General features: G+C 62.0%; 26 protein-coding genes. 11 read left to right on the top strand and 15 right to left on the bottom strand.

Features of this window, described 5'->3' with window-relative positions:
• Positions 1 to 87 precede the first annotated feature (87 nt).
• Both dxs and AC1ROI_RS16160 read left to right on the top strand, forming a co-directional pair.
• Positions 88 to 1,986, top strand: coding sequence for a 1-deoxy-D-xylulose-5-phosphate synthase (dxs, locus tag AC1ROI_RS16165; RefSeq protein WP_102593817.1), 1,899 nt, complete (start codon positions 88 to 90; stop codon positions 1,984 to 1,986).
• A 163-nt stretch (positions 1,987 to 2,149) separates the two neighbouring features.
• Positions 2,150 to 4,033 (top strand): TonB-dependent receptor domain-containing protein, encoded by a 1,884-nt coding sequence (locus AC1ROI_RS16160; RefSeq protein WP_010467330.1) that lies wholly within the window; start codon positions 2,150 to 2,152, stop codon positions 4,031 to 4,033.
• 105 nt (positions 4,034 to 4,138) lie between these two features.
• Here the strand turns inward: AC1ROI_RS16160 and AC1ROI_RS16155 are convergent, their stop codons facing one another.
• The 12 genes from AC1ROI_RS16155 to nrdR all read right to left on the bottom strand — a co-directional run bounded on the left by AC1ROI_RS16155 (position 4,139) and on the right by nrdR (position 12,947).
• Positions 4,139 to 4,939 (bottom strand): cobalamin-binding protein, encoded by an 801-nt coding sequence (locus AC1ROI_RS16155; protein WP_102593816.1) that lies wholly within the window; start codon positions 4,937 to 4,939, stop codon positions 4,139 to 4,141.
• Complete coding sequence (locus AC1ROI_RS16150; protein WP_102593815.1) at positions 4,939 to 5,358, bottom strand: MFS transporter; 420 nt, start codon at positions 5,356 to 5,358, stop codon at positions 4,939 to 4,941. Before AC1ROI_RS16150 ends, AC1ROI_RS16155 begins: the two co-directional genes overlap by 1 nt.
• Positions 5,355 to 5,972, bottom strand: a complete 618-nt coding sequence (gene ribA / locus AC1ROI_RS16145) for a GTP cyclohydrolase II (protein WP_027924335.1) — start codon at positions 5,970 to 5,972, stop codon at positions 5,355 to 5,357. The genes AC1ROI_RS16150 and ribA overlap by 4 nt, the downstream gene beginning before the upstream one ends.
• Before the next feature lie 251 nt (positions 5,973 to 6,223).
• Positions 6,224 to 6,961 (bottom strand): substrate-binding periplasmic protein, encoded by a 738-nt coding sequence (locus AC1ROI_RS16140; protein ID WP_102593814.1) that lies wholly within the window; start codon positions 6,959 to 6,961, stop codon positions 6,224 to 6,226.
• A gap of 22 nt (positions 6,962 to 6,983) precedes the next feature.
• The gene (locus AC1ROI_RS16135; protein WP_008033735.1) at positions 6,984 to 7,487 is read right to left on the bottom strand and encodes a phosphatidylglycerophosphatase A family protein; all 504 of its coding nucleotides are present in this window, start codon (positions 7,485 to 7,487) and stop codon (positions 6,984 to 6,986) included.
• Positions 7,484 to 8,449 carry a thiamine-phosphate kinase gene (gene thiL / locus AC1ROI_RS16130; protein WP_102593813.1) on the bottom strand — a complete coding sequence of 322 codons (966 nt, stop codon included), beginning with the start codon at positions 8,447 to 8,449 and terminating at the stop codon, positions 7,484 to 7,486. Before thiL ends, AC1ROI_RS16135 begins: the two co-directional genes overlap by 4 nt.
• A 21-nt stretch (positions 8,450 to 8,470) precedes the next feature.
• Entirely contained in the window at positions 8,471 to 8,971 is a 501-nt protein-coding gene (gene nusB, locus AC1ROI_RS16125) for a transcription antitermination factor NusB (RefSeq protein WP_077749235.1), read from the bottom strand.
• On the bottom strand, positions 8,968 to 9,444 hold the full coding sequence (gene ribH, locus AC1ROI_RS16120) for a 6,7-dimethyl-8-ribityllumazine synthase (RefSeq protein ID WP_003185938.1): 477 nt from the start codon (positions 9,442 to 9,444) through the stop codon (positions 8,968 to 8,970). Before ribH ends, nusB begins: the two co-directional genes overlap by 4 nt.
• 91 nt (positions 9,445 to 9,535) lie before the next feature.
• Positions 9,536 to 10,627 carry a bifunctional 3,4-dihydroxy-2-butanone-4-phosphate synthase/GTP cyclohydrolase II gene (gene ribBA, locus AC1ROI_RS16115; protein ID WP_010467323.1) on the bottom strand — a complete coding sequence of 364 codons (1,092 nt, stop codon included), beginning with the start codon at positions 10,625 to 10,627 and terminating at the stop codon, positions 9,536 to 9,538.
• 16 nt (positions 10,628 to 10,643) lie between these two features.
• The gene (locus AC1ROI_RS16110) at positions 10,644 to 11,306 is read right to left on the bottom strand and encodes a riboflavin synthase (protein WP_010467322.1); all 663 of its coding nucleotides are present in this window, start codon (positions 11,304 to 11,306) and stop codon (positions 10,644 to 10,646) included.
• A 46-nt stretch (positions 11,307 to 11,352) separates the two neighbouring features.
• A complete protein-coding gene (gene ribD, locus AC1ROI_RS16105; RefSeq protein ID WP_102593812.1) occupies positions 11,353 to 12,486 on the bottom strand; it encodes a bifunctional diaminohydroxyphosphoribosylaminopyrimidine deaminase/5-amino-6-(5-phosphoribosylamino)uracil reductase RibD in 1,134 nt (377 codons plus the stop codon).
• The gene (nrdR, locus tag AC1ROI_RS16100) at positions 12,483 to 12,947 is read right to left on the bottom strand and encodes a transcriptional regulator NrdR (protein ID WP_003228656.1); all 465 of its coding nucleotides are present in this window, start codon (positions 12,945 to 12,947) and stop codon (positions 12,483 to 12,485) included. The genes ribD and nrdR overlap by 4 nt, the downstream gene beginning before the upstream one ends.
• A gap of 128 nt (positions 12,948 to 13,075) precedes the next feature.
• Between nrdR and AC1ROI_RS16095 the strand changes: the two genes are divergently transcribed.
• The 3 genes from AC1ROI_RS16095 to trxA all read left to right on the top strand — a co-directional run bounded on the left by AC1ROI_RS16095 (position 13,076) and on the right by trxA (position 15,252).
• The gene (locus AC1ROI_RS16095) at positions 13,076 to 13,540 is read left to right on the top strand and encodes a YbaY family lipoprotein (protein ID WP_042932997.1); all 465 of its coding nucleotides are present in this window, start codon (positions 13,076 to 13,078) and stop codon (positions 13,538 to 13,540) included.
• The gene (locus AC1ROI_RS16090; RefSeq protein WP_102593810.1) at positions 13,537 to 14,193 is read left to right on the top strand and encodes a class I SAM-dependent methyltransferase; all 657 of its coding nucleotides are present in this window, start codon (positions 13,537 to 13,539) and stop codon (positions 14,191 to 14,193) included. Before AC1ROI_RS16095 ends, AC1ROI_RS16090 begins: the two co-directional genes overlap by 4 nt.
• Positions 14,194 to 14,379: 186 nt before the next feature.
• Complete coding sequence (gene trxA / locus AC1ROI_RS16085; protein WP_077749238.1) at positions 14,380 to 15,252, top strand: thioredoxin; 873 nt, start codon at positions 14,380 to 14,382, stop codon at positions 15,250 to 15,252.
• Here the strand turns inward: trxA and AC1ROI_RS16080 are convergent.
• Positions 15,249 to 15,596 (bottom strand): hypothetical protein, encoded by a 348-nt coding sequence (locus AC1ROI_RS16080; RefSeq protein WP_102593809.1) that lies wholly within the window; start codon positions 15,594 to 15,596, stop codon positions 15,249 to 15,251. The genes trxA and AC1ROI_RS16080 overlap by 4 nt on opposite strands.
• A 134-nt stretch (positions 15,597 to 15,730) precedes the next feature.
• Between AC1ROI_RS16080 and AC1ROI_RS16075 the strand changes: the two genes are divergently transcribed.
• The 5 genes from AC1ROI_RS16075 (at position 15,731) to AC1ROI_RS16055 (ending at position 19,896) form a co-directional block, all read left to right on the top strand.
• Positions 15,731 to 16,309, top strand: coding sequence for a DUF2796 domain-containing protein (locus tag AC1ROI_RS16075; RefSeq protein ID WP_077749239.1), 579 nt, complete (start codon positions 15,731 to 15,733; stop codon positions 16,307 to 16,309).
• Positions 16,310 to 16,474: 165 nt separating this feature from the next.
• Entirely contained in the window at positions 16,475 to 17,185 is a 711-nt protein-coding gene (locus tag AC1ROI_RS16070; RefSeq protein ID WP_010467315.1) for an ABC transporter ATP-binding protein, read from the top strand.
• A gap of 1 nt (position 17,186) precedes the next feature.
• Complete coding sequence (locus tag AC1ROI_RS16065; RefSeq protein ID WP_102593808.1) at positions 17,187 to 18,452, top strand: ABC transporter permease; 1,266 nt, start codon at positions 17,187 to 17,189, stop codon at positions 18,450 to 18,452.
• Between the two features lie 11 nt (positions 18,453 to 18,463).
• Positions 18,464 to 18,976, top strand: coding sequence for a DUF3299 domain-containing protein (locus tag AC1ROI_RS16060; RefSeq protein WP_102593826.1), 513 nt, complete (start codon positions 18,464 to 18,466; stop codon positions 18,974 to 18,976).
• Positions 18,977 to 19,197: 221 nt separating this feature from the next.
• Complete coding sequence (locus AC1ROI_RS16055; protein ID WP_010467312.1) at positions 19,198 to 19,896, top strand: OmpW/AlkL family protein; 699 nt, start codon at positions 19,198 to 19,200, stop codon at positions 19,894 to 19,896.
• 75 nt (positions 19,897 to 19,971) lie between these two features.
• Here AC1ROI_RS16055 and AC1ROI_RS16050 read toward each other — a convergent pair whose 3' ends face one another.
• On the bottom strand, positions 19,972 to 20,901 hold the full coding sequence (locus tag AC1ROI_RS16050; RefSeq protein ID WP_010467311.1) for an NAD-dependent epimerase/dehydratase family protein: 930 nt from the start codon (positions 20,899 to 20,901) through the stop codon (positions 19,972 to 19,974).
• Positions 20,894 to 21,778 carry a sugar nucleotide-binding protein gene (locus AC1ROI_RS16045; protein WP_010467310.1) on the bottom strand — a complete coding sequence of 295 codons (885 nt, stop codon included), beginning with the start codon at positions 21,776 to 21,778 and terminating at the stop codon, positions 20,894 to 20,896. The genes AC1ROI_RS16050 and AC1ROI_RS16045 overlap by 8 nt, the downstream gene beginning before the upstream one ends.
• Positions 21,779 to 22,086: 308 nt before the next feature.
• Between AC1ROI_RS16045 and AC1ROI_RS16040 the strand changes: the two genes are divergently transcribed.
• Positions 22,087 to 26,412 carry a DEAD/DEAH box helicase gene (locus tag AC1ROI_RS16040; RefSeq protein WP_102593807.1) on the top strand — a complete coding sequence of 1,442 codons (4,326 nt, stop codon included), beginning with the start codon at positions 22,087 to 22,089 and terminating at the stop codon, positions 26,410 to 26,412.
• Positions 26,413 to 26,419 lie beyond the last annotated feature (7 nt).

Genomic DNA, 26,419 nt, shown 5'->3' with positions numbered 1-26,419 from the left:
TATCCGCCAAGTTAAAAGCAACGCGTGGGCAGGGGGCGATGCATCAGGTAAACTGCCGCATCTTTTATACCTATAACGATTCGCCTGATGCCCACGACGTTTCATGAGATTCCCCGCAAGCGCCCGACCACGCCCCTGCTCGACCGTGCCAACACGCCGGACGGCCTGCGCCGGTTAGGCGAAGCCGAGCTGGAAACCCTGGCCGATGAGTTGCGCCTGGAATTGCTCTACACGGTCGGTCAGACCGGCGGGCATTTCGGTGCCGGCCTGGGCGTCATCGAGCTGACCATCGCGTTGCATTACGTCTTCGACACCCCGGACGACCGGCTGGTGTGGGACGTGGGTCATCAGGCCTATCCGCACAAAATCCTCACCGGCCGTCGCGAGCGCATGGCCACCCTGCGCCAAAAGGACGGCGTCGCCGCCTTCCCGCGTCGTTCCGAGAGCGAGTACGACACCTTTGGCGTCGGCCACTCCAGCACTTCGATCAGCGCAGCGCTGGGCATGGCCATTGCCGCCCGCCTGCAGAACAGTGATCGCAAGGCCATTGCCGTGATCGGCGACGGCGCACTGACCGCGGGCATGGCCTTCGAGGCGCTGAACCATGCGCCGGAAGTGAACGCCAACATGCTGGTGATCCTCAACGACAACGACATGTCGATCTCGCGCAACGTCGGCGGGCTGTCGAACTACCTGGCGAAGATCCTTTCCAGCCGCACTTACGCCAGCATGCGTGAAGGCAGCAAAAAGGTCCTGTCGCGCCTGCCCGGCGCCTGGGAAATCGCCCGTCGCACCGAAGAATACGCCAAAGGCATGCTGGTTCCCGGCACGCTGTTCGAAGAGCTGGGCTGGAACTACATCGGCCCGATCGATGGCCACGACCTGCCGACCCTGATCGCCACCCTGCGTAACATGCGCGATCTGAAAGGCCCGCAATTCCTGCACGTCGTCACCAAGAAAGGCAAAGGCTTTGCCCCGGCGGAAATCGACCCGATCGGTTACCACGCCATCACCAAGCTTGAGCCCGTTGATGCGCCGGCCGCTGCACCGAAGAAATCCGGTGGGCCGAAGTATTCCGGTGTGTTCGGCGAATGGCTATGCGACATGGCCGCCTCTGATCCGCGTTTGGTGGGCATCACCCCGGCGATGAAAGAAGGCTCCGACCTGGTGGCGTTCAGCGAGCGTTTCCCGCTGCGTTACTTCGACGTGGCGATTGCCGAGCAACACGCCGTGACCCTCGCCGCCGGCATGGCCTGCGAAGGCGCGAAACCTGTTGTGGCGATTTATTCGACCTTCCTGCAACGCGGTTACGATCAACTGATCCATGACGTCGCGGTACAAAACCTCGACGTGCTGTTCGCCATCGACCGCGCAGGGCTGGTGGGTGAAGACGGCCCGACCCATGCGGGCAGCTTCGACCTGTCGTTCCTGCGTTGCATCCCCGGCATGCTGGTGATGACCCCGAGCGACGAAAACGAATTGCGCAAAATGCTCACCACCGGTCACCTGTTCAACGGCCCGGCGGCGGTGCGTTATCCGCGCGGCACCGGCCCGAATGCAACGATCGAGAAAGACTTGCAGCCGATTGAAATCGGCAAAGGCGTGGTTCGTCGCCAGGGCAGCAAAGTCGCCCTGCTGGTGTTCGGCGTGCAACTGGCCGAGGCGCTGAAAGTCGCCGAGACGCTGGATGCAACCGTGGTCGACATGCGTTTCGTCAAACCGCTGGATGAAGACCTGGTTCGCGACATTGCCGGCAGCCATGAGTTACTGGTGACGATCGAAGAGAACGCGATCATGGGCGGCGCCGGTGGCGCGGTCAGCGAGTTCCTGGCGCGTGAAAACATCCTCAAGTCGATGCTGCATCTGGGCTTGCCGGACAGTTACGTCGAGCACGCGAAGCCTGCGCAGATGCTGGCCGAGTGCGGGCTGGATGAGGCCGGGATCGAGGCTTCGGTTCGCCAGCGCCTGCAACTACTCAACATCTGAACAAATGCAAAACCCCTTGTGGGAGCGAGCCTGCTCGCGATAGCGGTCTGCCAGTCACCTCTTCTTTGACTGACACACCCTCATCGCGAGCAGGCTCGCTCCCACATTGGTTTTCTGTGCCTTTCAAAATTTGTGTTCGCTTTAAAGCGCCAACGGATTACCGATGAAACTCTCCCCCCTCGCCCTGACGCTGACCCTGCTGCCGGCCGGCCAACTCCTGGCCGACACCTTCGAACGCGATCAAGCCCTGAAACTCCCTGAAGTGCTGATCAGCGCCAACCGTCAGGTCGAAGCGCGTAACGACAGCAGCGCCGCCAACACCGTTTTCACCCGCGACGACATCGACCGCCTGCAACCGGGCAGCGTCACGGACTTGCTGAGTCGTGTACCCGGTGTGCAAGTCGTGCAAACCGGCGGGCGCGGCAGTCTGCCGGGGATCTACATTCGCGGCACCCAGTCAGCGCAGAGCCTGGTGCTGGTGGACGGCCAACGCATCGGCAACTCAACCTCCGGCGACAGCAACCTGCAACACATCAACATCGACCAGGTCGAGCGCGTGGAAGTGCTGCGCGGCTCCCGTTCGGTGATTTATGGCAGTGATGCGATTGGCGGCGTGATCCAGATTTTCACTCGCCGTGGTGGCGAACAAGGCCTGCAACCCCGTATGCACATGGGGTTTGGCAGCCATCAGACCTGGGAGCGCAGCCTCGGATTATCCGGTGGCGATGAGAAAACCCGCTTCAACCTCGGCGCCAGCCTCGATGAAACCGCCGGGATCAACCGCACCCACGAGTCCTATCCCAGCGACGGCGATCATGACGAATACCGCAACAAATCGGTCAGTCTGAGCCTGAGCCATGCCCTCACCGACGACATCGAAATCGGCGCCAACCTGCTGGATAACCGCGGCAAAAGCGAGTTCGACAATCCATTCGGGCGCTTTGACACGACGACCTTCGAATCGCTCCAGCAGCAGCCTTACAGCGACTTTGCCGTGAGCAGCATCAGCAGCTATGTCGATGCCCGGGTCAACGACATCTGGAAAACCCGCGTCGAATTCGGTCACAGCGAAAACCGCGAGAAGACCCTCGACAAACTCAGCGATGAACGCAGCGTGTTCAACACGTACCGTGATTCGGTGAACTGGCAGAACGACCTGACGCTCAATGAGCGCAACAGCCTGATTCTCGGCGGCGACTGGTACGAAGACCGGATCAACAGCAGCACCCCGTTCGACGAGGACAGCCGTTGGAACCGCGCAGCGTTTATCCAGCATCGCTACCAGGCGGACAGTTTCTCCACGGAACTGGGTCTGCGCCGGGACCAGAACCAGCAGTTTGGCGGCCAGAACAGCTGGAGCGGCACCTTCACCCTGCCGCTGAACCCGGACAACGACGTATTACTGACCTACAGCGAAGGTTTCCGCGCACCGACCTTCAATGACTTGTACTACCCGGATTTCAGCAACCCGGACCTCAAGCCTGAAACCTCGAAAAGCTACGAGCTGCAATGGCGCAGTCAGTTGACCGAGACTAGTCGTCTCGAAACGTCGCTTTATCGCACGGACCTTGAAGACGCGATTATTTTTGGCAGCAACTCACGGCCACAGAACGTGGCTTCGGCTCGGATCAACGGGTTCGAAGCGGCTCTGAAACAAGAACTGTTCGGCTGGCAGAGCAACCTCGGCGTGGCGATCATCGACCCGAGGGATCGCGACAGCGGCCATACCCTGGCCCGTCGTGCGCGGCGCACCTTGAGCCTGGACCTGGATCGTCAGTTCGACCGGTTCGGTCTCGGCGCCAGCTGGCAAGCGGTGAGCAGCAGCTATGACGACTTGAACAATCAACAGCCGTTGGGTGGCTATGCCCTGCTGGGGTTGCGCAGCAGCTGGGAATTGAATCGCGAGGTCAAGCTTGAGCTGAAAGTCGATAACCTGCTGGACAAGGGCTATAGCCGGGCGCTGTACACCCATGATGGCAGTCAGTATGGGTATCGCGAGGAAGGTCGGGCGTGGATGTTTGGGGTGACCTGGACGCCTGGACTCTGAATGTGCGGTGTTCGGGCGGGCCTCTTCGCGGGCAAGCCTCGCTCCTACAAGGATCACCCCGGACCTGTAGGAGCGAGGCTTGCCCGCGAAGGACGCACCTTGGTCTTAGCGGTCGGGCGCGATGACCTGGCAAAGTTTGGACGTCGCCTCGATCATCTGCCCACTCGGCCGCTCCAACCCCTTGTCCGTCACCAACAGCAACCGCCCCTGCGCCACCGCCGCCACCTGCGGCCAGGCTTTCCACGCCTCCAGCTGCGCCTGATCACTGGCCAGAATCACGTCGGGATTACGCTGCAACACCGCCTCGACGCTGACCTGCGGCGCCGGCAATGTCAGGTCGGCGAATACATTGCGCGCCCCGCACAACTCCAGCGCATCACTGATGATCTGCCCGCCGCCAACGGTGTACAGCGGCCGATCCCAAACCTGATAAAACACCCGCAACGGTTGATCCCGGCGATATCGCTGGCGCAGCACATCCAGGCGCTGGCGTAATTGCGCGGCCAATGAAACGCCACGCTCAGGCCGACCGAGTTGCGTGGCAATCGCTTCGATCTGCGCAGTCAGTTGTTCGAGGTTGTGGGGTTCGGCGACATACGTAGGGATGTTCAGGCGCTTGAGTTGTTCACGCTGGGCCGGGCCAACGCTGCCGGGCCAGAGCAGAAGTAAATCGGGTTTCAGGCTGAGCAACTGCTCCATATCCAACTGGCCATAGCGGCCAACCGATGGAAGCCCGTTGAGTTCGGCAGGACGTTCACCGGCATCCAGCACGCCGACCAGAAGGTCCGCGGAGCCCAGTTCGACAACGATTTCAGACAGAGACGGCGCCAGGCTGACAACGCGCTCAACAGCGCAGGCCATGCCGCTGCCGGCCAGCAGCATCAGCGCCAGCCAGAAGCGATACATCAGCCGAGTTGACGCGGGATACGGTAGAGGTAGAACAGCACGGTGGTCGACAGCGCCAGCAGCACCAACGGCACCGCTTCAAGGCCGACGAACACCGCCAACGCGCCGATCCAGGCCGGCAGGCTCGCAACCAGCAACGCCGTGCGGCGCTTGGCGGCCAGGGTAATCCAGGCGGCGGGTTCTTCCGGGGTGTCGAGGGCTTTCTGGGTGGAGATCAATGCGTGCTTGTAGCCACCAAAAAACTTCAGGCTGACAAACATCGAGGCGACACCAGCGATGAAAAACGGCATCGCCAGCACCGGCAGGAGCGCCTCGCCCTGGCCGAACACGCCATTGATCACGAACAGGGGCAGCAGGGCCAGAGCCAGGTATTGCCACCAGTTGAAGGACAATCGCCGCCGTACTTGACCGCGCGTCACGCCCGGTCTGCCTCGCCCTGATGCTCGTTGCCCATCATGTGGTCGAGCTTGCTGGCCTTGGTGGCCAGGTAGAGTTTGTTGTGCGGATTGTGACCGGTGTGCAACGGCACACGCTCGGCGACCACGATGCCCATGTCGGTCAAGGCTTTGACCTTGCGCGGATTGTTGGTCATCAGGCGCAGGGATTTCACGCCCAGGTGTTCCAGCATCGGCAGGCACATGGCGTAGTCACGCTGGTCGGCGGCAAAGCCCAGACGCTCGTTGGCTTCAACGGTGTCGGCACCGCCATCCTGCAACTCATAGGCGCGGATCTTGTTCAGCAAGCCGATGCCACGGCCTTCCTGGCGCAGGTAAAGCAACACGCCACGGCCTTCACGAGCGATGGCCTGCAAGGCGGCCTCAAGCTGCGAGCCGCAGTCGCAACGCTGGCTGAACAAGGCGTCGCCGGTCAGGCATTCGGAGTGCAACCGACCCAGTACCGGGGCACCGTCGGCGAACTCACCCAGGCTCAGCACCACGTGCTCGCGTCCGTTCTCTTCGTCGAGAAAGCCGTGCATGGTGAATTGCGCAAAAGGCGTTGGCAGCTTGGAAGCGGCGACAAAAACGACAGGCACCGGTGTGCTCCTGATCAATGAGTACTGGAGTTTCGCAGAGGCGGCATTGTAACAGCAGGTTCCTACAGACGCTTAGGCTGAATTATGGGGCATAACGATCAAAAAGTTAGATCTCAGGTCCGCCCAAGCACCCTGTGGGAGTGAGTCTGCTCGCGACAGCAGTGTGTCGGAACACCGATCTTTAACAGATAGTCGCCATCGCGAGCAGGCTCACGCCCACAGGAAATCATCAGTGCCACAGGGACTTGTGTTCATTTCGAATCGAACGGATAGGGTTGTTTCCAGCGTTCGAAGATCGGTTTCAACCGGCCGCTTTTCACCAGCAACTCCATGCGCTCATCGAACAGCGCCATCAACGTCCGAGCCTTGGGCGTATCGGCGAAGCACAGGTACAGCGGCAATTCCGCGATGTGGGTGCGACGAAACTTCGAAGGATCCTTGGCCCACTTGAGGACATAGTCGACTTCGGTCAGCGCATCGATGTAGTAGTCGGCGCGGTTGTGGGTCAGCATCGACAGAATCCCGGTGCGCCGGATGACTTCGTTATAGCGCTGCACGTTGGGCAGGTAATCCTGGTAGTCGTAGCCGCGGACCCAGGCCAGTCGATAGTTGCCCAGCGTCTCCAGGGTCGGTGCCGGATTGCTCGCCAGGCCCAGGGCGTAGATGTGATCGGTATCGAAGTTCCAGCGCGGATAAAGCAGATCGCTGTTTTCATCGCGGTAGGAGCCGACACAGGCATCCACTTCGCGGAGTTGGGCCAGGCCTACGGAGCGGGTGTAAGGCTCGGTGCGGATGTCCAGTTTGACACCGGCCGGCTCGAACACTTCCCGCAGCACGTCCCAACCCAGGCCATGACCGTCAGCGGCGGTGTAGTCTTCCCAGTCTTCGCTGGCCAGATGAATCACGGACGGCGTCGTCGTGGCATCGCCCGCTCGGACGATCGAGCAAAACATGGCGAACACCATCACAACCCACCAGCGCCGAGCCATCCCTAGTCCCCTGCCTCGCCCGTCAGGCGAAAATCCACACCAGCCCTTGCATGGCCAACCACGCAAACACGCCTGCCAATACGTCATCGAGCATGATCCCGACGCCACCGTGCACATGCCGGTCGATCCAGTGAATCGGCCAGGGCTTGAGAATGTCGAAGAAGCGGAACACCAGGAACCCCGCCAGCAACCAGTACCAGCCTTCCGGTACCAGCCACAGGGTGATCCACATCCCGACCATTTCGTCCCAGACGATGCCTTCGTGATCGTGTACCCGCAAATCGTCGGCGACCTTGCCGCACAGCCAGAAGCCGAACAGCATGGTGATGCCGAGCATCAGCCAGTAACCCCAGTCGGGCAGCATCTGCCACAACGGGATAAAGGGTAGCGCAACTAACGAACCCCAGGTGCCCGGTGCCTTTGGCAAGGTGCCCGAGCCGAAGCCGAACGCCAGGAAATGCCAGGGATTGCGCCAGACCGAAGGCGGTACGAATTCCGCCGGGACCTGTTTGGGATGATCTGTCACGGTGTCTCCCGAAAATGTTGATAGCCCCGGGTTTGCGGGGTGATGTCCTGTCCATCGGCGTCCAGCAGTACCACGCCCTGCCCGGCCTCTACCCTGCCGATCACATGGATCGGCCAGCCGGCGGCCAGCAACGCGGGTAACTCGACGGACGGTAGGGTGAAGGCCAGCACGTAATCGTCCCCGCCGCTCAACGCTGCCGCTTCGGCGCCCGATTGGCCGAGGAAGGCCACTAAAGCGTTCGACAGCGGCAATCGGTCCCGTTCAACTTGAATGCCGACCTTCGACGCCAGGGCAATATGCCCGCAGTCAGCGAGCAGGCCGTCGGAGATATCCAGCGCCGACGTGGCTTTGCCGCGTAGCGCCTGGCCCAACGCCAGCTGCGGCCGCGGCGACCAGTAATGGGCCAGCAATGGATCAGCGATGGCGGCGTCAGCCGTCCGCTGCCCCAGCACCAGCGGCAAGGCACCCGCTGCATTGCCCAACTCACCGCCCACGCAGAGCAAATCGCCGGGCTGCGCACCGCTGCGGGTCAACGCCTTGCCGGCCGGCACACGACCAAACACGGTCATGGTCAGGCTCAGCGGCCCGCGCGTGGTATCACCGCCCACCAGCGCCACGCCACAGTGCTGCGCCATGACGTTCAAACCACGGGCGTAAGCGTCCAGCCAATCGGCGGTCACCGTCGGCAAGGTCAGGGCAAGGGTAAAGGCAACGGGGGTGGCGCCCATGGCGGCCAGATCACTGACGGCCACAGCCAGCGAACGCTGACCGAGCAGAAAAGGGTCGCAAGGCTCTGCGAAATGCACGCCGGTAACCAGCGTGTCGGTGGAAATGGCCAACTGCTCCCCGGGGGGAAAAGCGAGCAAGGCGCAGTCATCACCGATCCCGAGGGCAACGCCTTCGCCGCCTTGCGCACAAGGCGCGGCGGCGAAGAAATTGCGGATCAGCTCAAACTCGCCCATGTGGCAGCTATCAAGCGCCGATTAGCGCTTGAACGCCTTCACTTCAGCTTCACGCAGACGCGGGGCCAGCTTGTCGAGTACGCCGTTGACGAATTTGTGGCCATCGGTGGAACCGAAGACTTTCGCCAGCTCGATACCTTCGTTGATCACAACGCGGTACGGCACGTCGACGCGCTTGAGCAGTTCCCAGGTCGACAGGCGCAGAACAGCCAGTTCAACCGGGTCCAGCTCTTCGATGGTGATGTCCAGGCACGGCGTCAGTGCAGCGTCGATTTCAGGCTTGTTGGCCGGAACGCCGTGCAGGATGTCGTGGAAGTACGCGGCATCGACATCGCTGAAATCGTTATCGACCCGAAACTGCGCTTCGATCTCGTTCAGCGACTGCTTGGCCATGTGCCATTGGTACAGCGCTTGGGTCGCGAGCTGACGGGCTTCGCGACGCTTGACGCTTTTCGATGGCTTGCCGGCATCCGCAGGCTTTGGATCGCGCGGGTTGAAACGATCACTTTCGTCGCTAATCACTTGGCCTCCAACTGCGCCAGCAGGCTGACCATTTCCAGAGCGGACAGGGCAGCTTCGGCGCCTTTGTTACCGGCCTTGGTGCCGGAACGTTCGATGGCTTGCTCGATGGAATCAACGGTCAGCACGCCAAATGCGACTGGAACGCCAAACTCCATGGACACCTGGGCCAGGCCCTTGGTGCATTCGCCAGCCACGTATTCGAAATGCGGAGTACCGCCACGAATGACCGCGCCCAGGGCGATGATTGCCGCGTACTCGCCCTTCTGAGCGACTTTCTGCGCAACCAGCGGGATTTCGAAGGCGCCAGGCGCGCGGATGATGGTGATGTCGCTTTCGCTCACGCCGTGGCGAACCAGGGCATCAACTGCACCGCTGACCAGGCTTTCAACGACGAAGCTGTTGAAGCGGCCCACTACCAGAGCGTAGCGGCCTTTAGGGGCGATGAAGGTACCTTCGATGGTCTTCAGGGTCATTCGTTAGATCTCTTAAAGAGCCGGGACGCGTTTTCTACGCATCCCTCGGTGATGTGTTAGCCGCGAATCAAGGACTGGAAACAACCGGTCATTATTCGGAGGGCACGTATTCTACAACTTCCAGATCGAAACCGGATATCGCATTAAATTTCATTGGCGCAGACATCAAGCGCATTTTGCGCACGCCCAGGTCCCGAAGGATCTGCGAACCGGCACCGACGATGCTGTAGGTGGTCGGTTTTTTCACGATGGCCTGATCCGCGGTTTCACGGATGTGCGCCAGCAATACGTCGCCATCCAGCGGGTGACCGAGCAACAGCACCACGCCGCTGCCGGCCTCGGCCACCGCGGCCATGGCGGCGCGCAGGCTCCAGCGGCCCGGTTGCTTGACCATCAACAGGTCGCGCAGCGGGTCCATGTTGTGCACGCGAACCAGGGTCGGTTCTTCGGCGCACACGGTGCCCAGGGTCAGGGCCATGTGCACGTCACCTTCCACGGAATCACGATAGGTCACCAGGTTGAACTGGCCCAGTTCGCTGTCCAAAGGCTGCTCGGCAATCCGCTGAACGGTACGTTCGTGGATCATCCGGTAGTGAATCAGGTCGGCAATGGTGCCGATCTTTATGTTGTGTTCGGCCGCGAAGGCTTCGAGCTCGGTGCGACGGGACATGGTGCCGTCGTCGTTCATCACTTCGCAGATCACGCCGCTTGGCTCGAAACCGGCCATGCGCGCCAGGTCGCACGCCGCTTCGGTGTGGCCAGCGCGGGCCAGGGTACCGCCGGCCTGGGCCATCAGCGGGAAAATGTGGCCGGGGCTGACGATGTCTTCAGCCTTGGCGTCTTTCGCCGCAGCCGCTTGCACGGTGCGTGCGCGGTCGGCAGCGGAAATACCGGTGGTCACGCCTTCGGCCGCTTCGATGGACACGGTGAACTTGGTGCCGAAGCCGGAACCGTTGCGCGGCGCCATCAAGGGCAGCTTGAGCAGCTCGCAACGCTCGCGGCTCATCGGCATGCAGATCAGGCCACGGGCGTGCTTGGCCATGAAGTTGATGTGTTCGGCCTTGCAGCACTCGGCGGCCATGATCAGGTCGCCTTCGTTCTCGCGGTCTTCGTCATCCATGAGGATGACCATCTTGCCTTGGCGGATGTCTTCAACCAGTTCTTCGATGCTATTGAGCGCCACAAGGCACCCCCTTGGGTCAGGATTTGAGGTAGCCGTTGGCGGCCAGAAAGCTTTCGGTGATGTTTCCGGAGGTTGGCTCTGCGGCCTTGTCGCCCAGCAACAGGCGCTCCAGATAACGTGCCAGCAAGTCAACTTCAAGGTTTACCCGGCGACCTGGCTGGTATGACGCCATGATGGTTTCGCTCAGGGTGTGCGGAATGATCGTCAGCATGAACTCGGCGCCATCGACCGCGTTCACGGTCAGGCTGGTGCCGTCGACGGTGATCGAGCCTTTATGGGCAATGTACTTGGCCAGGTCCTTCGGCGCACGGATGCGGAATTCCACGGCGCGCGCATTCTCGGTACGCGAAACCACTTCACCCACGCCATCGACGTGACCGCTGACCAGGTGCCCGCCGAGGCGAGTGGTCGGGGTCAGGGCTTTTTCCAGGTTCACCGGGCTGCCGCTTTTCAGGTCGTTCATGGCGGTGCAGTCGAGGGTTTCGCGACTGACGTCCGCCGCAAAGCCGTTGCCCGGCAGCTCAACCGCCGTCAGGCACACGCCGTTGACCGCGATGCTGTCGCCCAGTTTGACGTCGCTCAAATCGAGCTTGCCGGTTTCTACGTGGACCCGCACATCACCGCCTTTTGGGGTCAATGCACGAATACTGCCGATGGATTCGATGATGCCGGTAAACATGGAGTTCTCCTCGAGAACAAGGCCGTCGCGTGGCGCAGGCCGGGAATTATACGCTCGCCGCTGGCGCAGGAATGGCGATGACTCGCCAGTCATCGCCAACCGCGCGAATTTCGGTGATTTTGAGCTCAGGCGCATCCTTCATTTGCGCGATCGGCCAGTCCAGCAGCGGCCGTGCCGAGGAGCCGAGGAACTTGCCGGCGATGAAAATCTGGAACTCATCCACCAGACCTTGCTGGGCAAAAGCCCCGGCCAGACGTGGGCCTGCCTCAACCAACACTTCGTTAACCCCGCGTGCAGCGAGTTCGACCAGCAATTTTCGCAGGTCAACCAAACCATCGTCGCCCGCCACGATCAGGCATTCCGGGCCGTTCGCGTACTGCTCTTCAATCGCCATACAGGTGGCGACCAATGCCGGACCGGCCTTGAAAAACGGTGCATCCAGCGGCACTCGCAGACGGCCGTCGATCAGCACGCGCAGCGGCGGACGGCTCATGGCCTGGGCCGTTTGTTCGGCGTCCAGGCCCAGCTCATCGGCACGCACGGTCAAGCGGGCGTTGTCCGCCAGCACCGTGTCGGCGCCGGTCAGCACCACGCTGGCCTGCGCCCGCAGGCGTTGCACCGCCGAACGTGCGGCCGGGCCGGTGATCCATTGGCTCTCGCCGCTTTCCATCGCCGTGCGACCGTCCAGGCTCATGGCCAACTTGACCCGCACGAACGGCAAGCCGTGTTCCATGCGCTTCAGGAAGCCTTCATTAAGCTTGCGCGCCTCGCCTTCCAGCACGCCACTTTCGATGGCGATGCCGGCCTGGGCCAGGCGCTGCAGGCCGCGACCGGCCACCGACGGGTTCGGGTCTTGCATCGCTGCGACGACCCGCGCAAGGCCAGCATTCACCAGCGCATCGGCGCAAGGCGGCGTATGGCCGTGGTGGCTGCACGGTTCGAGGGTCACGTAAGCGGTGGCACCTCGAGCCTTGTCGCCTGCGGCACGCAGTGCGTGGACTTCAGCGTGGGGCTCGCCGGTGCGCACATGCCAGCCTTCGCCGACAATCTGCCCGTCACGCACGATCACGCAGCCAACGCGAGGGTTGGGGTGTGTCGTGTAATGGCCTTTGCGCGCCAGTTCCAGGGCGCGGGCCATGTAATGGGCGTCGAGGATGGCTTGTTCGGGGGACGTGGTCATTCTTTCACCGGCTCACGGGCCAGGCGATCGATCTCTTCCCGGAACTCGTTGAGGTCCTGGAAGCGCCGATACACGGAGGCGAAACGAATGTAGGCGACTTCGTCGAGCTTTTGCAGCTCGGCCATCACCAGTTCACCGACCACGAGGGATTTGACCTCGCGCTCGCCGGTGGCGCGCAGTTTGTGTTTGATATGCACCAGCGACGATTCGAGGCGCTCGACACTCACCGGGCGCTTCTCCAGCGCACGCTGCATGCCCGCGCGAAGTTTTTCTTCATCGAAGGGCTGACGGCTACCGTCGGTTTTGATCAGGCGCGGCAACACCAGTTCGGCGGTCTCGAACGTCGTGAAACGCTCGCCGCAGGCCAGGCATTCACGCCGGCGGCGCACCTGTTCGCCCTCGGCGACCAGACGCGAGTCGATGACCTTGGTGTCGTTGGCACCGCAGAAGGGACAGTGCATGGTGGCAGGCAACAAAAAAAGGGAGGGCCATGGTAGCGCATCCCCGTGGCAAGACAAGACATAGGGTTTACGGTATACAGACTGGCTATAGAGCCTGATCCATGGATTTCACCTTGCTGGAGCCGCAAATGTCCCTAAGACCACTCGTATTGCTCAGTGTTTTCAGCCTGCTGGTGGCCTGCAGCAGTGATGCGCCCAAGCCCCAGCCGCCAACACCAGGGCCCGCCCCACAGGCCGCGCAGAAAAAAGCCAAGGAGTCCGCCAACCTCGGCCCGCTGCCCGCCTATCAGCGTGAACTGAGCGGCACCCTGCAAGGCATACCGGCCGGCGCCGAAGTTGAACTGGCGCTGCTGGTGATCGATGCCCAGGACCGCCCGCAACAATTGCTCGCCAGTTCGAGCCTGATCGGCACCAATCAGCTTCTGCCGTTTCACCTGCGCTTCAACCCGGAATCGTTCCCTGCCGGCGTTCGCGTTGAATTGCGCGGTCGCGCCAGCCAGTCCGGCCAGTTGATTTTGCACCTGCCTTCGCAGGTCATTACCCAGCCGACGACCCAGGCCTTGGGTCAGCTGCAATTCGTCAAAGCCCCATGATTGCACCGCTCGACCTGCAACGGGCGTTGGGTGAATTGCTCGGTGATGCGCAGCTTGTGCCTGTTGCGTTGCCCGATACCGAGCTGAAACTCTGGCTGATCGACGGCGATAACATGGACCGCGCGTTCAGCCCGGAAGAAACCCGGCGGATTCTGCATGAACCGCCCTACTGGAGTTTCTGCTGGGCCAGCGGCCTGGCGGTTGCCCGCTATCTCGCCGCATTCCCTGAATGGGTCGAAGGCAAGCGGGTGCTGGATTTCGGTGCTGGCTCCGGTGTGGCGGGGATTGCGGCAGTAAAGGCCGGCGCGCTGGAAGTGGTGGCCTGTGACCTCGACCCGCTGGCGATTGCCGCGTGTCGGGCGAATGCTGAACTCAATGGCGTACACCTCAACTACTCGACGGATTTTTTCGCCGAAGCGGATCGGTTTGATCTGATTCTGGTGGCCGACGTTTTGTATGACCGGGCGAACCTGCCGTTGCTTGATGAGTTTTTGAGCCGGGGCCAGGAAGCGTTGGTGGCGGATTCGCGGGTGAGAGATTTCAGGCATCCGCTCTATCAACGTATCGAAATGCTGGAAGCGATGACCCTGCCGGATCTGGCCGAGCCTGAAGAGTTTCGGCATGTGAGCCTCTACCACGCGCGGCGCCGCTAAAAGCTTCGCGAGCAAGCTTCGCTCCTACAGGTTCGGCGTCGGTCTTCAAATCGGCGTGGGCCTGCAGGAACGAGCAGTGCGACGATCCGACTTGCCCGCGAAAGCGCCCTGTCAGACCGCCCACACTTTCAGCGATACCCTGCCAAGCCTTATAGTTGCCCCATTCACGCTTTTACGAGATCCCCCATGAGTCAGGAAACGCCGTACATCTTCGACGCCACGACCGCCGATTTCGACCAGTCGGTGATCGAGAACTCTTTCCACAAACCGGTGCTGGTGGATTTCTGGGCCGAATGGTGTGCGCCGTGCAAATCGCTGATGCCGCTGCTGCAAACCATTGCCGAGAGCTACCAGGGCGAATTGCTGCTGGCCAAGGTCAACTGCGATCTCGAACAGGACATCGTCGCCCGCTTCGGCATTCGCAGCCTGCCGACCGTGGTGTTGTTCAAGGACGGTCAGCCAGTGGACGGTTTTGCCGGTGCGCAGCCTGAGTCCGCCGTGCGGGCGATGCTTGAGCCTCATGTGCAAATGCCGCCACCCGCAGCGGCCGATCCATTCGAACACGCCCAGGCCCTGTTCGACGACAGCCGTTTCGCCGATGCCGAAGCCGCGCTCAAAGTGCTGCTGGGCGAAGACAACACCAACGCTGCCGCCTTGATCCTCTACGCCCGTTGCCTGACGGAACGGGGCGAACTGGGCGAAGCGCAAACCGTGCTCGACGCAGTGAAAAGCGACGAGCACAAAGCGGCACTGGCCGGCGCCAAGGCGCAAATCCAGTTCCTTGGCCAGGCCAAGGATTTGCCGGATGCCGCAGACCTGAAAGCGCGCCTGGCGAAAAACCCGCAGGACGATGAAGCGGTGTATCAACTGGCGATCCAGCAACTGGCCCGCCAGCAGTACGACGCCGCGCTGGATGCGCTGCTGAAGCTGTTCGTCCGCAATCGCAGCTACAGCGAAGGCTTGCCGCACAAGACCTTGCTGCAGGTGTTCGAATTGCTGGGCAATGATCACCCGTTGGTGACCACCTACCGCCGCAAGTTGTTTGCTGCGCTTTATTAACCTGCGTTGATCCAGCTATAGAGCGGCGTATCCCCGCCGCTCGACACCTTCACATCCGTGCAATGACGCAAACGCACCAGCAAGCGCTTGCCCGACGCCGCGCTGCCGGTCAGTCCTTCCAACTGATCCAGCAGATCCGGCCCGCTCAATTGCCCGGCCTTGCGCAGCAAATCCTTGGCGATTTGCCACAGCGCATCATCCTGATTCACCGGCTTGGCCGGGGCGTCACTGGCCTCAGGCTTGACCACCTGCAACTGCGCACCAAGCCGCGCCCAATCGCCGTCGTCCATCTCCAGCGTCAAATCCACCGGCCAGTCGCCGATGCTTCCGCGTATACGCAACATAAGTCTGCTCCTGCACATTTCTGACGAGCATGCTCCCATGTGACTTGCGCAACGCCAAGCAGACGGTCAAACTCCCCGCACTTTCGTTATAAGATTACATAACAAACTCTTCATTTTACTTTCGGAGACCCGCCATGCGCCGTCTGCTGCTCGCTCTGCCGTTCGCCCTGTTGCCGCTGACCGTCGCCCACGCGGCTGAAGAACATGATCATGACCATGAACACGGCAGCCTCAGCGCCCACGAACATGGCGTCGCTCGCCTGAATGCAGCGCTGGACGGTCAGACCCTGGAGCTGGAGCTGGAAAGCCCGGCGATGAACCTGGTGGGCTTCGAACACGCTGCCACCACTGACGCCGACAAGGCCAAAGTGGCCGCCGCTCGTGCGCAGCTTGAGAAACCGTTGGCACTGTTCAACTTGCCGAAAGCCGCCGGTTGCGTAGTGGCGACCCAGGAACTGGAAAGCCCGTTGTTCGGTGACAAGCCGGATGCTGATGACGATCACGATGCCAAAGACGAACATCATCACGACCACAGCGAAATCCACGCCCATTACCAATTCACCTGCTCAGCCCCGGGCGCGCTGAAAACCCTGGACTTGGCCAATATCTTCAACACTTTCCCAGCCACTCAGAAGATTCAGGTACAGCTGATCAGCCCGAGCGGGCAGCAAGGGGTTGAAGTGACGGCCAAGGCTGCCGCTCTCAAGTTCTGAATTCACCACCGCCCCTGTAGGAGCGAGGCTTGCCCGCGAAGGCATTCTAATAGTCAACATCTCTGTTGAATGAGATGGCCTCTTCGCGGGCAAGCCTCGCGCCTACAGGGATCGGTGTTGGATGTGACATTGAGACAAGTACCCAAAACCCATGAAATCGGCGCTATGACCCAAGCACTCATCGAACTGTCCGACCTGGGCTTCAGCTGGCCCGGTCACCCGCCGCTGCTGGACATCCCGGCGTTTCGCCTGGAGCCCGGCGAAACCCTGTTCCTCAAAGGCCCCAGCGGTAGTGGCAAGACCACCCTGCTTGGCCTGCTTGGGGGCGTTCAGAAACCCGATCGCGGCAGCATCCGCCTGCTGGGCCAGGAGCTGACCGAACTCGGCGCCGGCGCGCGTGACCGCTTTCGCGTCGATCACACCGGCTATATCTTCCAGCAGTTCAACCTGCTGCCGTTTCTCTCGGTGCGCGAGAACGTCGAGTTGCCCTGCCACTTTTCCAAACTGCGCGCCGAGCGGGCGAAACAGCGCCACGGCAGCGTCGACCAGGCCGCCGCCACTTTGCTGGCTCACTTGGGTCTGAAGGATGAAAGCCTCCTCAGCCGCCGCGCCGATTCGCTGTCCATCGGCCAGCAGCAACGGGTCGCCGCCGCGCGCGCGTTGATTGGTCAGCCGGAGCTGGTGATCGCCGACGAACCGACCTCGGCCCTGGACTACGACGCTCGCGAAAACTTCATTCGCCTGCTGTTCGCCGAATGCCGTGAAGCCGGCTCGAGCCTGTTGTTTGTCAGCCACGATCAAAGCCTCGCGCCGCTGTTCGATCGCCATCTGTCGCTGGCCGAACTCAATCGCGCCGCCACCCCGTTCGAGGTCTGAGATGTATTTGTTTCGTCTAGCCCTGGCCAGCCTGGCTAACCGCCGCTTTACCGCGATCCTCACCGCGTTCGCCATTGCCCTGTCGGTCTGCCTGCTGTTGGCCGTGGAACGGGTGCGCACCGAAGCCAAGGCCAGTTTCGCCAGCACCATCAGCGGCACCGACCTGATCGTCGGCGCGCGTTCCGGTTCGGTGAACCTGTTGCTGTACTCGGTGTTCCGCATCGGCAACGCCACCAACAACATTCGTTGGGACAGCTTCGAACACTTCGCCAACAACCCGAAAGTGAAGTGGGCGATCCCGATGTCCCTCGGCGATTCCCATCGCGGTTATCGCGTGATGGGCACCACCGAGGCGTACTTCGAGCACTACCAATACGGGCATCAACAGCACCTCGAAGTGGCCGATGGCCGCGCCTTCGCCAGCGATCCGTTCGAAGTGGTGCTCGGCGCCGAAGTGGCCGATGCGCTGCATTACAAACTCGGCGACAAACTGGTTCTGGCCCACGGCGTGGCAGTGATCAGCCTGGTCAAGCACGACGACAAACCGTTCACCGTAGTCGGCATTCTCAAACGCACCGGCACCCCGGTGGACCGCACGCTGCACATCAGCCTCGGCGGCATGGAAGCGATTCACGTCGACTGGCACAACGGCGTGCCGGCCCAGGGCAAAGGCCGGATCAGCGCCGATCAGGCACGCAACATGGACCTGACGCCACAAGCGATCACCGCCTTCATGCTCGGCCTCAACAGCAAGATTTCGACGTTCGCCGTGCAGCGCGAGATCAACGAATTCCGTGGCGAGCCGATGTTGGCGATCCTGCCCGGTGTGGCGCTGCAAGAGCTGTGGAGTTTGATGAGCACGGCGGAAAAAGCCTTGTTCGTGGTGTCGCTGTTTGTGGTGCTGACCGGTCTGATCGGCATGCTCACAGCGATTCTCACCAGCCTCAACGAACGACGGCGCGAGATGGCGATTCTGCGCTCGGTCGGCGCCCGGCCCTGGCACATTGCGACGTTGCTGGTGCTGGAGGCGTTTGCCTTGGCGCTGGCCGGCGTAATGGCCGGGCTGGGGCTTTTGTATGTGGGCATCGCCCTCGCCCAAGGCTATGTGCAAGCCAATTACGGTTTGTACCTGCCACTCGCCTGGCCCAGCGAGTATGAATGGACGCTGCTCGGTGGCATCCTGATCGCCGCGTTGCTGATGGGCAGCGTGCCGGCGTGGCGCGCGTATCGCCAATCCCTGGCCGATGGCCTGTCGATCCGACTATGAGGACGTTAATGATGCCCCGCGCTCTGCTTGCGCTGTTGATGCTGGTCGCCCTGCCGCTGTGGGCGGCCGAGCCGAAAGAGCTGACCTGGTCGGAAATGATCCCGCCGGACGCCGCACCGGAAGTGCCGAACATGACACCGCTGCACGACCTGTCGCAGATGAGCAGCGCGCTGGAATCGGCGCCCGCCGCCAAACAAGACATGCCCAATGCACCTGTGGTGAAAAACCTCGACGGGCAGAACATTCGCTTGCCGGGTTACATCGTGCCGCTGGAAGTGAGCGAGGAAGGTCGTACCACGGAGTTTTTGCTGGTGCCGTATTTCGGCGCCTGCATCCATGTGCCGCCACCGCCGTCGAACCAAATCGTGCACGTGAAAAGCGAAGTGGGCGTGAAGCTGGATGAGCTGTATCAGCCGTACTGGATCGAGGGCGCGTTGCAGGTCAAAGCGTCGACCAGCGAGTTGGCGGACGCGGGGTATCAGATGGAGGCGGACAAGATTTACGTGTATGAATTGCCGGAGTGAATCCGGCGATTCTGTATTGCTTGATCGATAGCTATCGCGAGCAGGCTTGCTACCACAGGGGATCACCAAATCTCTGTGGGAGCGAGCCTGCTCGCGATGAGGCCATCTGCCGCACAACAAAAACAAGGCCATCACTGTTTCATTGAGCTGAGTCAAAAGACCGTATCAGACGCCTCCGTACCATTGGACATCGAATATTTTTAACGTCCTTTGGAGCTCCTATGCACAAGTCCTTGCTCAGCGCTTCGCTGTTTGCCGTCGCGCTCGCAGCCCCGCTCGCTTACGCCCACGAAGCCGGTGACATCCTGGTTCGTGCCGGTGCAATCACCGTCAACCCGAAAGCCGACAGCTCCAGCGTCAAGGTCGATCAAGGCCCTCTGGCCGGCGCCGACCTGGGTGGCAAGGCGACCATGAGCAGCGACACGCAACTGGGTCTGAACTTCGCTTACATGATCGACAGCCACTGGGGGATCGAACTGCTCGCCGCCTCGCCATTCGAGCATGACGTGAAGATCAAAGGCACCGCCCTGGGCGCAGCCAACGGCAAACTCGGCACCCTGAAACACCTGCCGCCAACCCTGAGCGTTGTGTACTACCCACTGGACGCGAAGTCTGTATTCCAGCCATATGTCGGCGCCGGCATCAACTACACCTGGATCTACGACGAGCACGTCGGCAGCGAAGCACAAGCCAACGGCTTCAGCAATTTCAAGGCGGATAACTCTTGGGGCATGGCGTTTCAGGTTGGTGCTGACTACATGATCACCGACAACATCATGCTCAACGCCCAGGTGCGCTACATCGACATCGACACCACGGCGACCGTGGAAAACAACGCCGTGGCGCCGGGTACTCGTGCCAAGGTCGATGTGGACGTCGACCCGTTCATCTACATGGTTGGTCTGGGTTACAAGTTCTAAACCCACACACACAAAAAAGGCGCCTCGAAAGGCGCCTTTTTCATGATCGTTCCCACGCTCCGTGGTGGGAACGATCTATCGTCCCAACAACCGCGCCAAGCCAACATTCATCGGTGTCTGCTCAGGGTAGGTAAACCGCTCCAGCAACCGCCGATTGTTCGCTCGCGAGTGGCGGATGTCACCGGAACGTGCCGGGCCGTAACTCACCGGGGGCAATTGACCGACCACCACCTCCAGCGCCTCAAGCATTTGCTTGAGAGAAGTTGCCTGGTTCCAGCCAACATTGACCGCGCCGACTTCGACCTGCGGTTGCTCGATGGCTTGCACCAACAAATCCACCAAATCTTCAACGTAGACGAAATCGCGTGTCTGCTCGCCATCGCCAAACACGGTGATCGGCAGGCCTTTCTGCGCGCGCTCGCTGAAAATACTGATCACGCCGGAATACGGCGAGGATGGATCCTGACGCGGGCCGAAAATGTTGAAGAAGCGGAAAATCACCGGCTCCAGACCATGCTGGCGACGGTAGAAATCGAAGTAATACTCGCTGGCCAGTTTGTCCGACGCATACGGTGTCAATGGCGCCTTGGGCGTGTCTTCATCGATCGACTCGCCTTCGCCATTGTTGCCGTAGACCGCCGCGCTGGAGGCGTACAGCACTCGCTTGACGCCAGCCTGACGCATGGCTTCGCAGACATTCAGCGAGCCGATGAAATTGCTGCGGTGAGTCTTCACCGGATCGTCCACCGAGGCCTGCACTGACGCCACCGCGGCCAGATGCGCCACGGCGCTGCAACCGAGCATGGCCTGGGCCACCAGCGCAGCATCGGCGACGTCACCCACAACGAGTTCGACCTTGGGATTGTCCAGCGGCAGGTTGCTGCGTTTGCCGGTGGACAAGTCATCAAGAATTCGCACCGAATGGCCTTTGGCAAGCAAGGCATCGGTCAGGTGCGAGCCGATAAAACCGGCGCCGCCGGTGATTAAAACAGGGCCGTCAGCCATGGCGATAGAACCTATCCAGTAAGCCCGGGAGTGCCGCGCGCCAGGCGCGGGGCTTGATTCCGAAGGTGTGCAGTATTTTCTTGCAGGCCAGCACCGCGTGTTGCGGCTCTTCGGCGGCGTCCGGGCGCGCGGCGTGAGCCTGGGCGGTCGGCGCTTCGATGGCCAGCGGATGCAGGCTGCGGGCTTCGGTCAGGATCGCCTGCCCCAGCGCCAGCGGCGTGGTCGCCTCATGCCCGGCGTAATGATAGGTGCCCCACAGCGGCGCCGCACAATCGAGCTGCTTGAGTACCGAAATGATCACCCGCGCCGCGTCGTCGACCGGAGTCGGGTTGCCCCGGCGGTCGTCGGCCATCAGCAATTCTTCAGGCTGTTCGGCGCGACCGAGGAAGCGCCCGAGTGTGCCGTCGGGGCTGTCATCGAGCAGCCAGCCGAAACGCAACAGCACGTGTTGCGGGCAGGTAGCGCGCACGCTTTGTTCGATCCGCCACAAGGCCTGACCGCGCAAGCCCAATGGCACCGGTTCGTCTTTTTCGCTGTAGGCGGTCGCCCGGGAGCCGTCGAACACGCGATAGCTCGACGGTTGCAGCAGCACGATGTTGTGATGCTGGCACAGTTCGGCCAGACGCTCGATCGCCCGCTCCTGCCCGGCCAGACGCTGTTCGCTGACCGTCTCCGCCTGAAACCAGTCGAAGTAGTAGGCGAGATTGATCAACGCGTCCGGGCGGGTGTCGTCGAGCAGTTGCGTCAGGCTCGCGGCATCCCAGCCGTCTTGCGGTGGGCGGGGGGCGAGGAAACCGATGTCTTCCTCCGCACCGAGGCGAATCAGCGCCTGCCCAAGGGCATTTCCGCCGCCCAGTAACATAAGGCGCATTCGCATAGAGTCAGCAGGCCCAGTCTGATTGGAACGATGGCTTTATCGACAGCGCCCGTGGGCGATGTCGTTGATAGTTGCCGGAATCGTTGCATTTTGCGGGTTTAGTGCGCAACCGTCATCCGTAAAGTGTAGATCCCCGGGATTTGTGGTGCCTGTCCCGACCCCATCGCGAGCAGGCTCGCTCCCACAGGGGGCTGCGGCGCACACAAATCCAATGTGGGAGCGAGCCTGCTCGCGATGAGGCCATTGGAAACAATGAAGGTCTTGAGCGGTACTTGCATCTTCAGTCCCCCACCCGCATAAATTACCCAATGAATCTGCCCATCCCCACGGACGCGGCCCTGGCAGGCTTCCACCCCGCCGTCAGCGCCTGGTTCAGCAATACCTTCCCGACGGTCACCGCCGCCCAGGCCCGGGCGTGGCCGTTGATCCGCCAGCACCGCTCGACCCTGATCGCCGCGCCCACCGGGTCCGGCAAAACCCTCACGGCCTTCCTCGCGGTCATTGACGACCTGGTCCATCGCGGCCTGAAAAATGAAGGCGGGTTGCCCGACGAAACCCTGGTGGTCTACGTCTCACCGCTCAAAGCCCTGTCCAACGACATCCAGATCAACCTGCAAAACCCGCTGGCCGGCATCACCGAGCAATTGCGCGTCATGGGCCTGCCCGAATTGCAGATCAACACCGCCGTGCGCACCGGCGATACGCCGCAAAAAGACCGCTCGGCCATGCGCCGAACAGCGCCGCACATTCTGGTGACCACCCCGGAGTCCCTCTACGTGCTGCTTGGTTCCGATTCCGGCCGGCAGATGCTCGGTACCACGCGCACGGTGATCGTCGACGAAATCCACGCCATCGCCGCCAGCAAACGCGGCAGCCATTTGGCCTTGAGCCTCGAACGACTGCAGGCGCTGTGCGCGGTCCCGCTGATGCGGATAGGCCTGTCTGCCACGCAAAAACCCATCGAAGCGGTCTCGCGCTTCCTTGTGGGCCGTGACCGCGAGTGCGAAATCATCGACATCGGTCACGCCCGCCCAAGGGATCTGGACATCGAAGTGCCGCCAGTGCCGCTCTCGGCAGTGATGGCCAACGATGTCTGGGAACGGGTCTACGACCGCCTCGCCGCCCTTGCCCGCGAACACCGCACCACGCTGATTTTCGTCAACACCCGACGCCTGGCCGAACGCTTGAGCCGGCACTTGAGCGAACGCCTCGGCAAGGAGGCCGTCGCCGCGCACCACGGCAGCCTGGCCAAGGAGTTTCGCCTCGACGCGGAACAGCGGCTCAAGCGCGGCGAGCTGCAAGTGCTGATCGCCACGGCCTCGCTGGAGCTGGGGATCGACATAGGCGACGTCGACCTGGTGTGCCAGATCGCCTCGCCGCGCTCGATTGCCGGTTTTCTGCAACGGGTCGGCCGCTCCGGGCACCAGGTCGGCGGCACGCCCAAGGGCCGTTTGTTCGCCACCACCCGCGATGACTTGATCGAATGCGCCGCCCTGCTCGACTGCGTGCGCCGTGGCGAACTCGACACCCTGCAGATTCCCAAGGCGCCGCTGGATGTCTTGGCGCAGCAGATCATCGCCGAAGTCAGCTGCCAGGAATGGCGGGAGCAGGCCTTACTGGAGATGTTCCGCAAAGCCTCGCCCTACGCCGACCTCGACGAAAAGCATTACCAGGCGCTGCTGAATATGCTCGCCGAGGGCTACAACGGTCGCCAGGGGATTCGCAGCGCCTACCTGCACCGCGACGCCGTGACCCGCACGTTGCGCGGTCGTCGGGGCAGCAAACTGACGGCGGTGACCAGCGGCGGAACGATTCCGGACAACGCCGATTACAGCGTGCTGCTGGAGCCTCAGGGGCTGAACATCGGCAGCGTCAACGAAGATTTTGCCGTGGAAAGCATCGCCGGGGATATCTTCCAGTTGGGCAATACGTCGTACCGGATCCTGCGCGTCGAAACCGGCAAGGTCCGGGTCGAAGATGCTCAGGGCCAGCCGCCGACCATTCCGTTCTGGCTTGGGGAAGCACCGGGACGCAGCGCTGAATTGTCATTCGCCGTCGCGCGCCTGCAAGCGCAGCTCGATGACCTGCTCGGCGCCACACCGGGTAACTTGCAACCGGCCATCGACTGGCTGACCGACACCCTCGGCCTGAACCTCGCCAGCGCCGAGCAACTGGTGGATTACCTGGCCCGCGCACGCCTGACATTGGGCGCCCTGCCCTCGCAAGACACGCTGCTGATGGAACGGTTTTTCGACGAATCCGGCGGCACGCAACTGATCATCCACTCGCCGTTCGGCAGTCGCATCAACCGCGCCTGGGGCCTGGCCTTGCGCAAGCGGTTCTGCCGCACCTTCAACTTCGAATTGCAGGCCGCCGCCAGCGAAGACGCAATCGTGCTGTCGCTGTCCACCAGCCACAGCTTCGAACTCGACGACGTCTGGCGCTATGTTCACAGCAACACCGCCGAGCACCTGTTGATACAGGCGATACTCGATGCGCCGCTGTTCGGCGTGCGCTGGCGCTGGAACGCCGGGGTCGCACTGGCGCTGCCGCGTTACACCGGAGGGCGCAAAGTCGCGCCGCAGATCCAGCGCATGAAAAGCGAAGACCTGATCGCCAGCGTGTTTCCCGATCAGATTGCCTGCGTGGAAAACCTCGCCGGTGAACGCGAAGTGCCCGAGCATCCGCTGGTGGAGCAAACCCTCGACGATTGCCTGCACGAGGCCATGGACAGCGAAGGCTGGCTGGCGTTGTTGCGGCGTATGGAAAGCGGCGACGTCCGACTGATCAGCCGCGATTTGCCGGCGCCCTCGCCGCTGGCAGCAGAAATCCTCAGCGCCCGCCCCTATACCTTTCTCGACGATGCGCCGCTGGAAGAACGCCGCACCCAAGCGGTGCTCAACCGGCGCTGGACCGACCCGCAGTCCACCGACGACCTCGGTGCGCTGGATGCCGAAGCGATTCAAGCGGTGCGCGACGAAGCCTGGCCAGCCCCGACAGGCGTCGATGAAATGCACGAAGCCTTGATGAGCCTGGCGTGCATCACCGATGCCGAGGCACAGGCCAATGCGCATTGGCTCGACTGGCTCAACGTCCTCGCTGCAAGCGGTCGCACCAGCCGTTTGCAGCTCAATGCCGGGCAATCGCTGTGGTTGGCGTTGGAGCGTCTGACCTGCCTGCGGGCGATTTATCCACAGGCAGATTTGCTGCCTCCGCTGGAGGCGCTACCGGGATTTGATGAGGTCTGGGAAACGGACGAAGCCGTGCTGGAAGTGATTCGCGCGCGGCTCAGTGCGTTTGGCCCACTGCCGTTGCAAGCGATTGCCGAACCTTTGGGATTGCCGGCCATTGAAGTCACCCAAGCGCTGGCGCAACTGGAGCGCGAAGGTTATGTGCTGCGTGGTCAATTCACCCCTGGCGCCATCGAGGACGAATGGTGTGAGCGGCACCTGCTGGCGCGGATTCATCGCTACACGGTCAAGCGTCTGCGACGGGAAATCGAACCGGTGGCGTTGCAGGATTTCATGCGCTTTCTGTTCGACTGGCAGCACTTGTCCGCCGCGACGCAAGGCCAGGGCAACGCGGTGCTGCCGGCCATCGTCGCGCAGTTCGAAGGCTATCCCGCTGCCGCTTCAGCCTGGGACAGCGACATTCTGCCGATGCGGATCAAAGGCTATTCGGCAAGTTGGCTGGACGACCTGTGCCGCAGCGGCAAGCTAGTCTGGACCCGCCTGACCGCGCGCAACAAGACGGCCGGCACGGCGTTGCGCAGTACACCGATTCTGCTGCTACCGCGCAGCCAGGTCGGGTTGTGGAGCAGCCTGACCGAGCAGACCCCGGTCAGCGAACTGTCGCCCAAAACGCAAAAGGTCTACGAAGCACTCAGCCAACATGGCGCGCTGTTTTTCGATGAGCTGATTCACGAGGCGCACCTGCTGCGCACCGAGCTGGAAATCGCCTTGCAGGAACTGGTCGGCGCCGGACTGGTGAACGCCGACAGTTTCGCCGGCCTGCGAGCGCTGATCACCCCGGCCAGCAAGCGACAGAACCGCAGCAGCCGACGTGGGCGTGGGGCGTTTGTCGGCGGGATGGACGATGCCGGGCGCTGGGCCTTGCTGCGACGTGGTCCTGCCGCGCCGGTTGTGGATAACAAGCGCCCGACGCCGACGCCGAGCGACACCCTGGAACACATCGCCATGACGTTGCTGAGACGCTACGGCGTGGTGTTCTGGCGCTTGCTGGAACGGGAAGCGGATTGGTTGCCGAGTTGGCGGGAATTGCTGCGCACGTTCCATCGGCTGGAGGCTAGGGGGGAGATTCGCGGTGGACGGTTTGTCAGCGGTTTGGCTGGCGAGCAATTTGCGTTGCCTGAGGCCATTCCATTGCTGCGCGAAGTCCGGCGCCGACCGCATGACGGGAGTTTGATCGCGGTATGCGGGGTTGATCCGCTGAACCTTGCCGGGACGTTACTGCCCGGAGCGAAGGTGCCGGCGTTGGCGAGTAATCGGCTAGTGTATCGAGATGGGTTGCCGGCGGCGGCCGAGATTGCCGGCAAGCAGGTTTTCTGGGTCGAGCTGGATCAGCAATCGGCTGCTGAATTACACAGCAAGCTGATCCGCCACAATCCCCTGTAGGAGCGAG

Source organism: Pseudomonas sp. GW823-FHT02C02 (genome assembly GCF_058797635.1).
Note: the sequence above shows the minus strand (reverse complement) of the source record. Positions and strands in the feature narration are given on the sequence as shown.

Coding starts and splice junctions, on each gene's coding strand:
- AC1ROI_RS16060 (WP_102593826.1), top strand. CDS start 18,464: ATGCCCCGCGCTCTGCTTGCGCTGTTGATGCTGGTCGCCCTGCCGCTG.
- AC1ROI_RS16080 (WP_102593809.1), bottom strand. CDS start 15,596: ATGTTGCGTATACGCGGAAGCATCGGCGACTGGCCGGTGGATTTGACG.
- AC1ROI_RS16040 (WP_102593807.1), top strand. CDS start 22,087: ATGAATCTGCCCATCCCCACGGACGCGGCCCTGGCAGGCTTCCACCCC.
- AC1ROI_RS16090 (WP_102593810.1), top strand. CDS start 13,537: ATGATTGCACCGCTCGACCTGCAACGGGCGTTGGGTGAATTGCTCGGT.
- thiL (WP_102593813.1), bottom strand. CDS start 8,449: ATGGGCGAGTTTGAGCTGATCCGCAATTTCTTCGCCGCCGCGCCTTGT.
- AC1ROI_RS16070 (WP_010467315.1), top strand. CDS start 16,475: ATGACCCAAGCACTCATCGAACTGTCCGACCTGGGCTTCAGCTGGCCC.
- AC1ROI_RS16140 (WP_102593814.1), bottom strand. CDS start 6,961: ATGGCTCGGCGCTGGTGGGTTGTGATGGTGTTCGCCATGTTTTGCTCG.
- nrdR (WP_003228656.1), bottom strand. CDS start 12,947: ATGCACTGTCCCTTCTGCGGTGCCAACGACACCAAGGTCATCGACTCG.
- trxA (WP_077749238.1), top strand. CDS start 14,380: ATGAGTCAGGAAACGCCGTACATCTTCGACGCCACGACCGCCGATTTC.
- AC1ROI_RS16050 (WP_010467311.1), bottom strand. CDS start 20,901: ATGGCTGACGGCCCTGTTTTAATCACCGGCGGCGCCGGTTTTATCGGC.
- AC1ROI_RS16045 (WP_010467310.1), bottom strand. CDS start 21,778: ATGCGAATGCGCCTTATGTTACTGGGCGGCGGAAATGCCCTTGGGCAG.
- AC1ROI_RS16155 (WP_102593816.1), bottom strand. CDS start 4,939: ATGTATCGCTTCTGGCTGGCGCTGATGCTGCTGGCCGGCAGCGGCATG.
- ribH (WP_003185938.1), bottom strand. CDS start 9,444: ATGACCCTGAAGACCATCGAAGGTACCTTCATCGCCCCTAAAGGCCGC.
- AC1ROI_RS16160 (WP_010467330.1), top strand. CDS start 2,150: ATGAAACTCTCCCCCCTCGCCCTGACGCTGACCCTGCTGCCGGCCGGC.
- AC1ROI_RS16075 (WP_077749239.1), top strand. CDS start 15,731: ATGCGCCGTCTGCTGCTCGCTCTGCCGTTCGCCCTGTTGCCGCTGACC.
- ribD (WP_102593812.1), bottom strand. CDS start 12,486: ATGACCACGTCCCCCGAACAAGCCATCCTCGACGCCCATTACATGGCC.
- AC1ROI_RS16055 (WP_010467312.1), top strand. CDS start 19,198: ATGCACAAGTCCTTGCTCAGCGCTTCGCTGTTTGCCGTCGCGCTCGCA.
- AC1ROI_RS16095 (WP_042932997.1), top strand. CDS start 13,076: ATGTCCCTAAGACCACTCGTATTGCTCAGTGTTTTCAGCCTGCTGGTG.
- dxs (WP_102593817.1), top strand. CDS start 88: ATGCCCACGACGTTTCATGAGATTCCCCGCAAGCGCCCGACCACGCCC.
- AC1ROI_RS16065 (WP_102593808.1), top strand. CDS start 17,187: ATGTATTTGTTTCGTCTAGCCCTGGCCAGCCTGGCTAACCGCCGCTTT.
- AC1ROI_RS16110 (WP_010467322.1), bottom strand. CDS start 11,306: ATGTTTACCGGCATCATCGAATCCATCGGCAGTATTCGTGCATTGACC.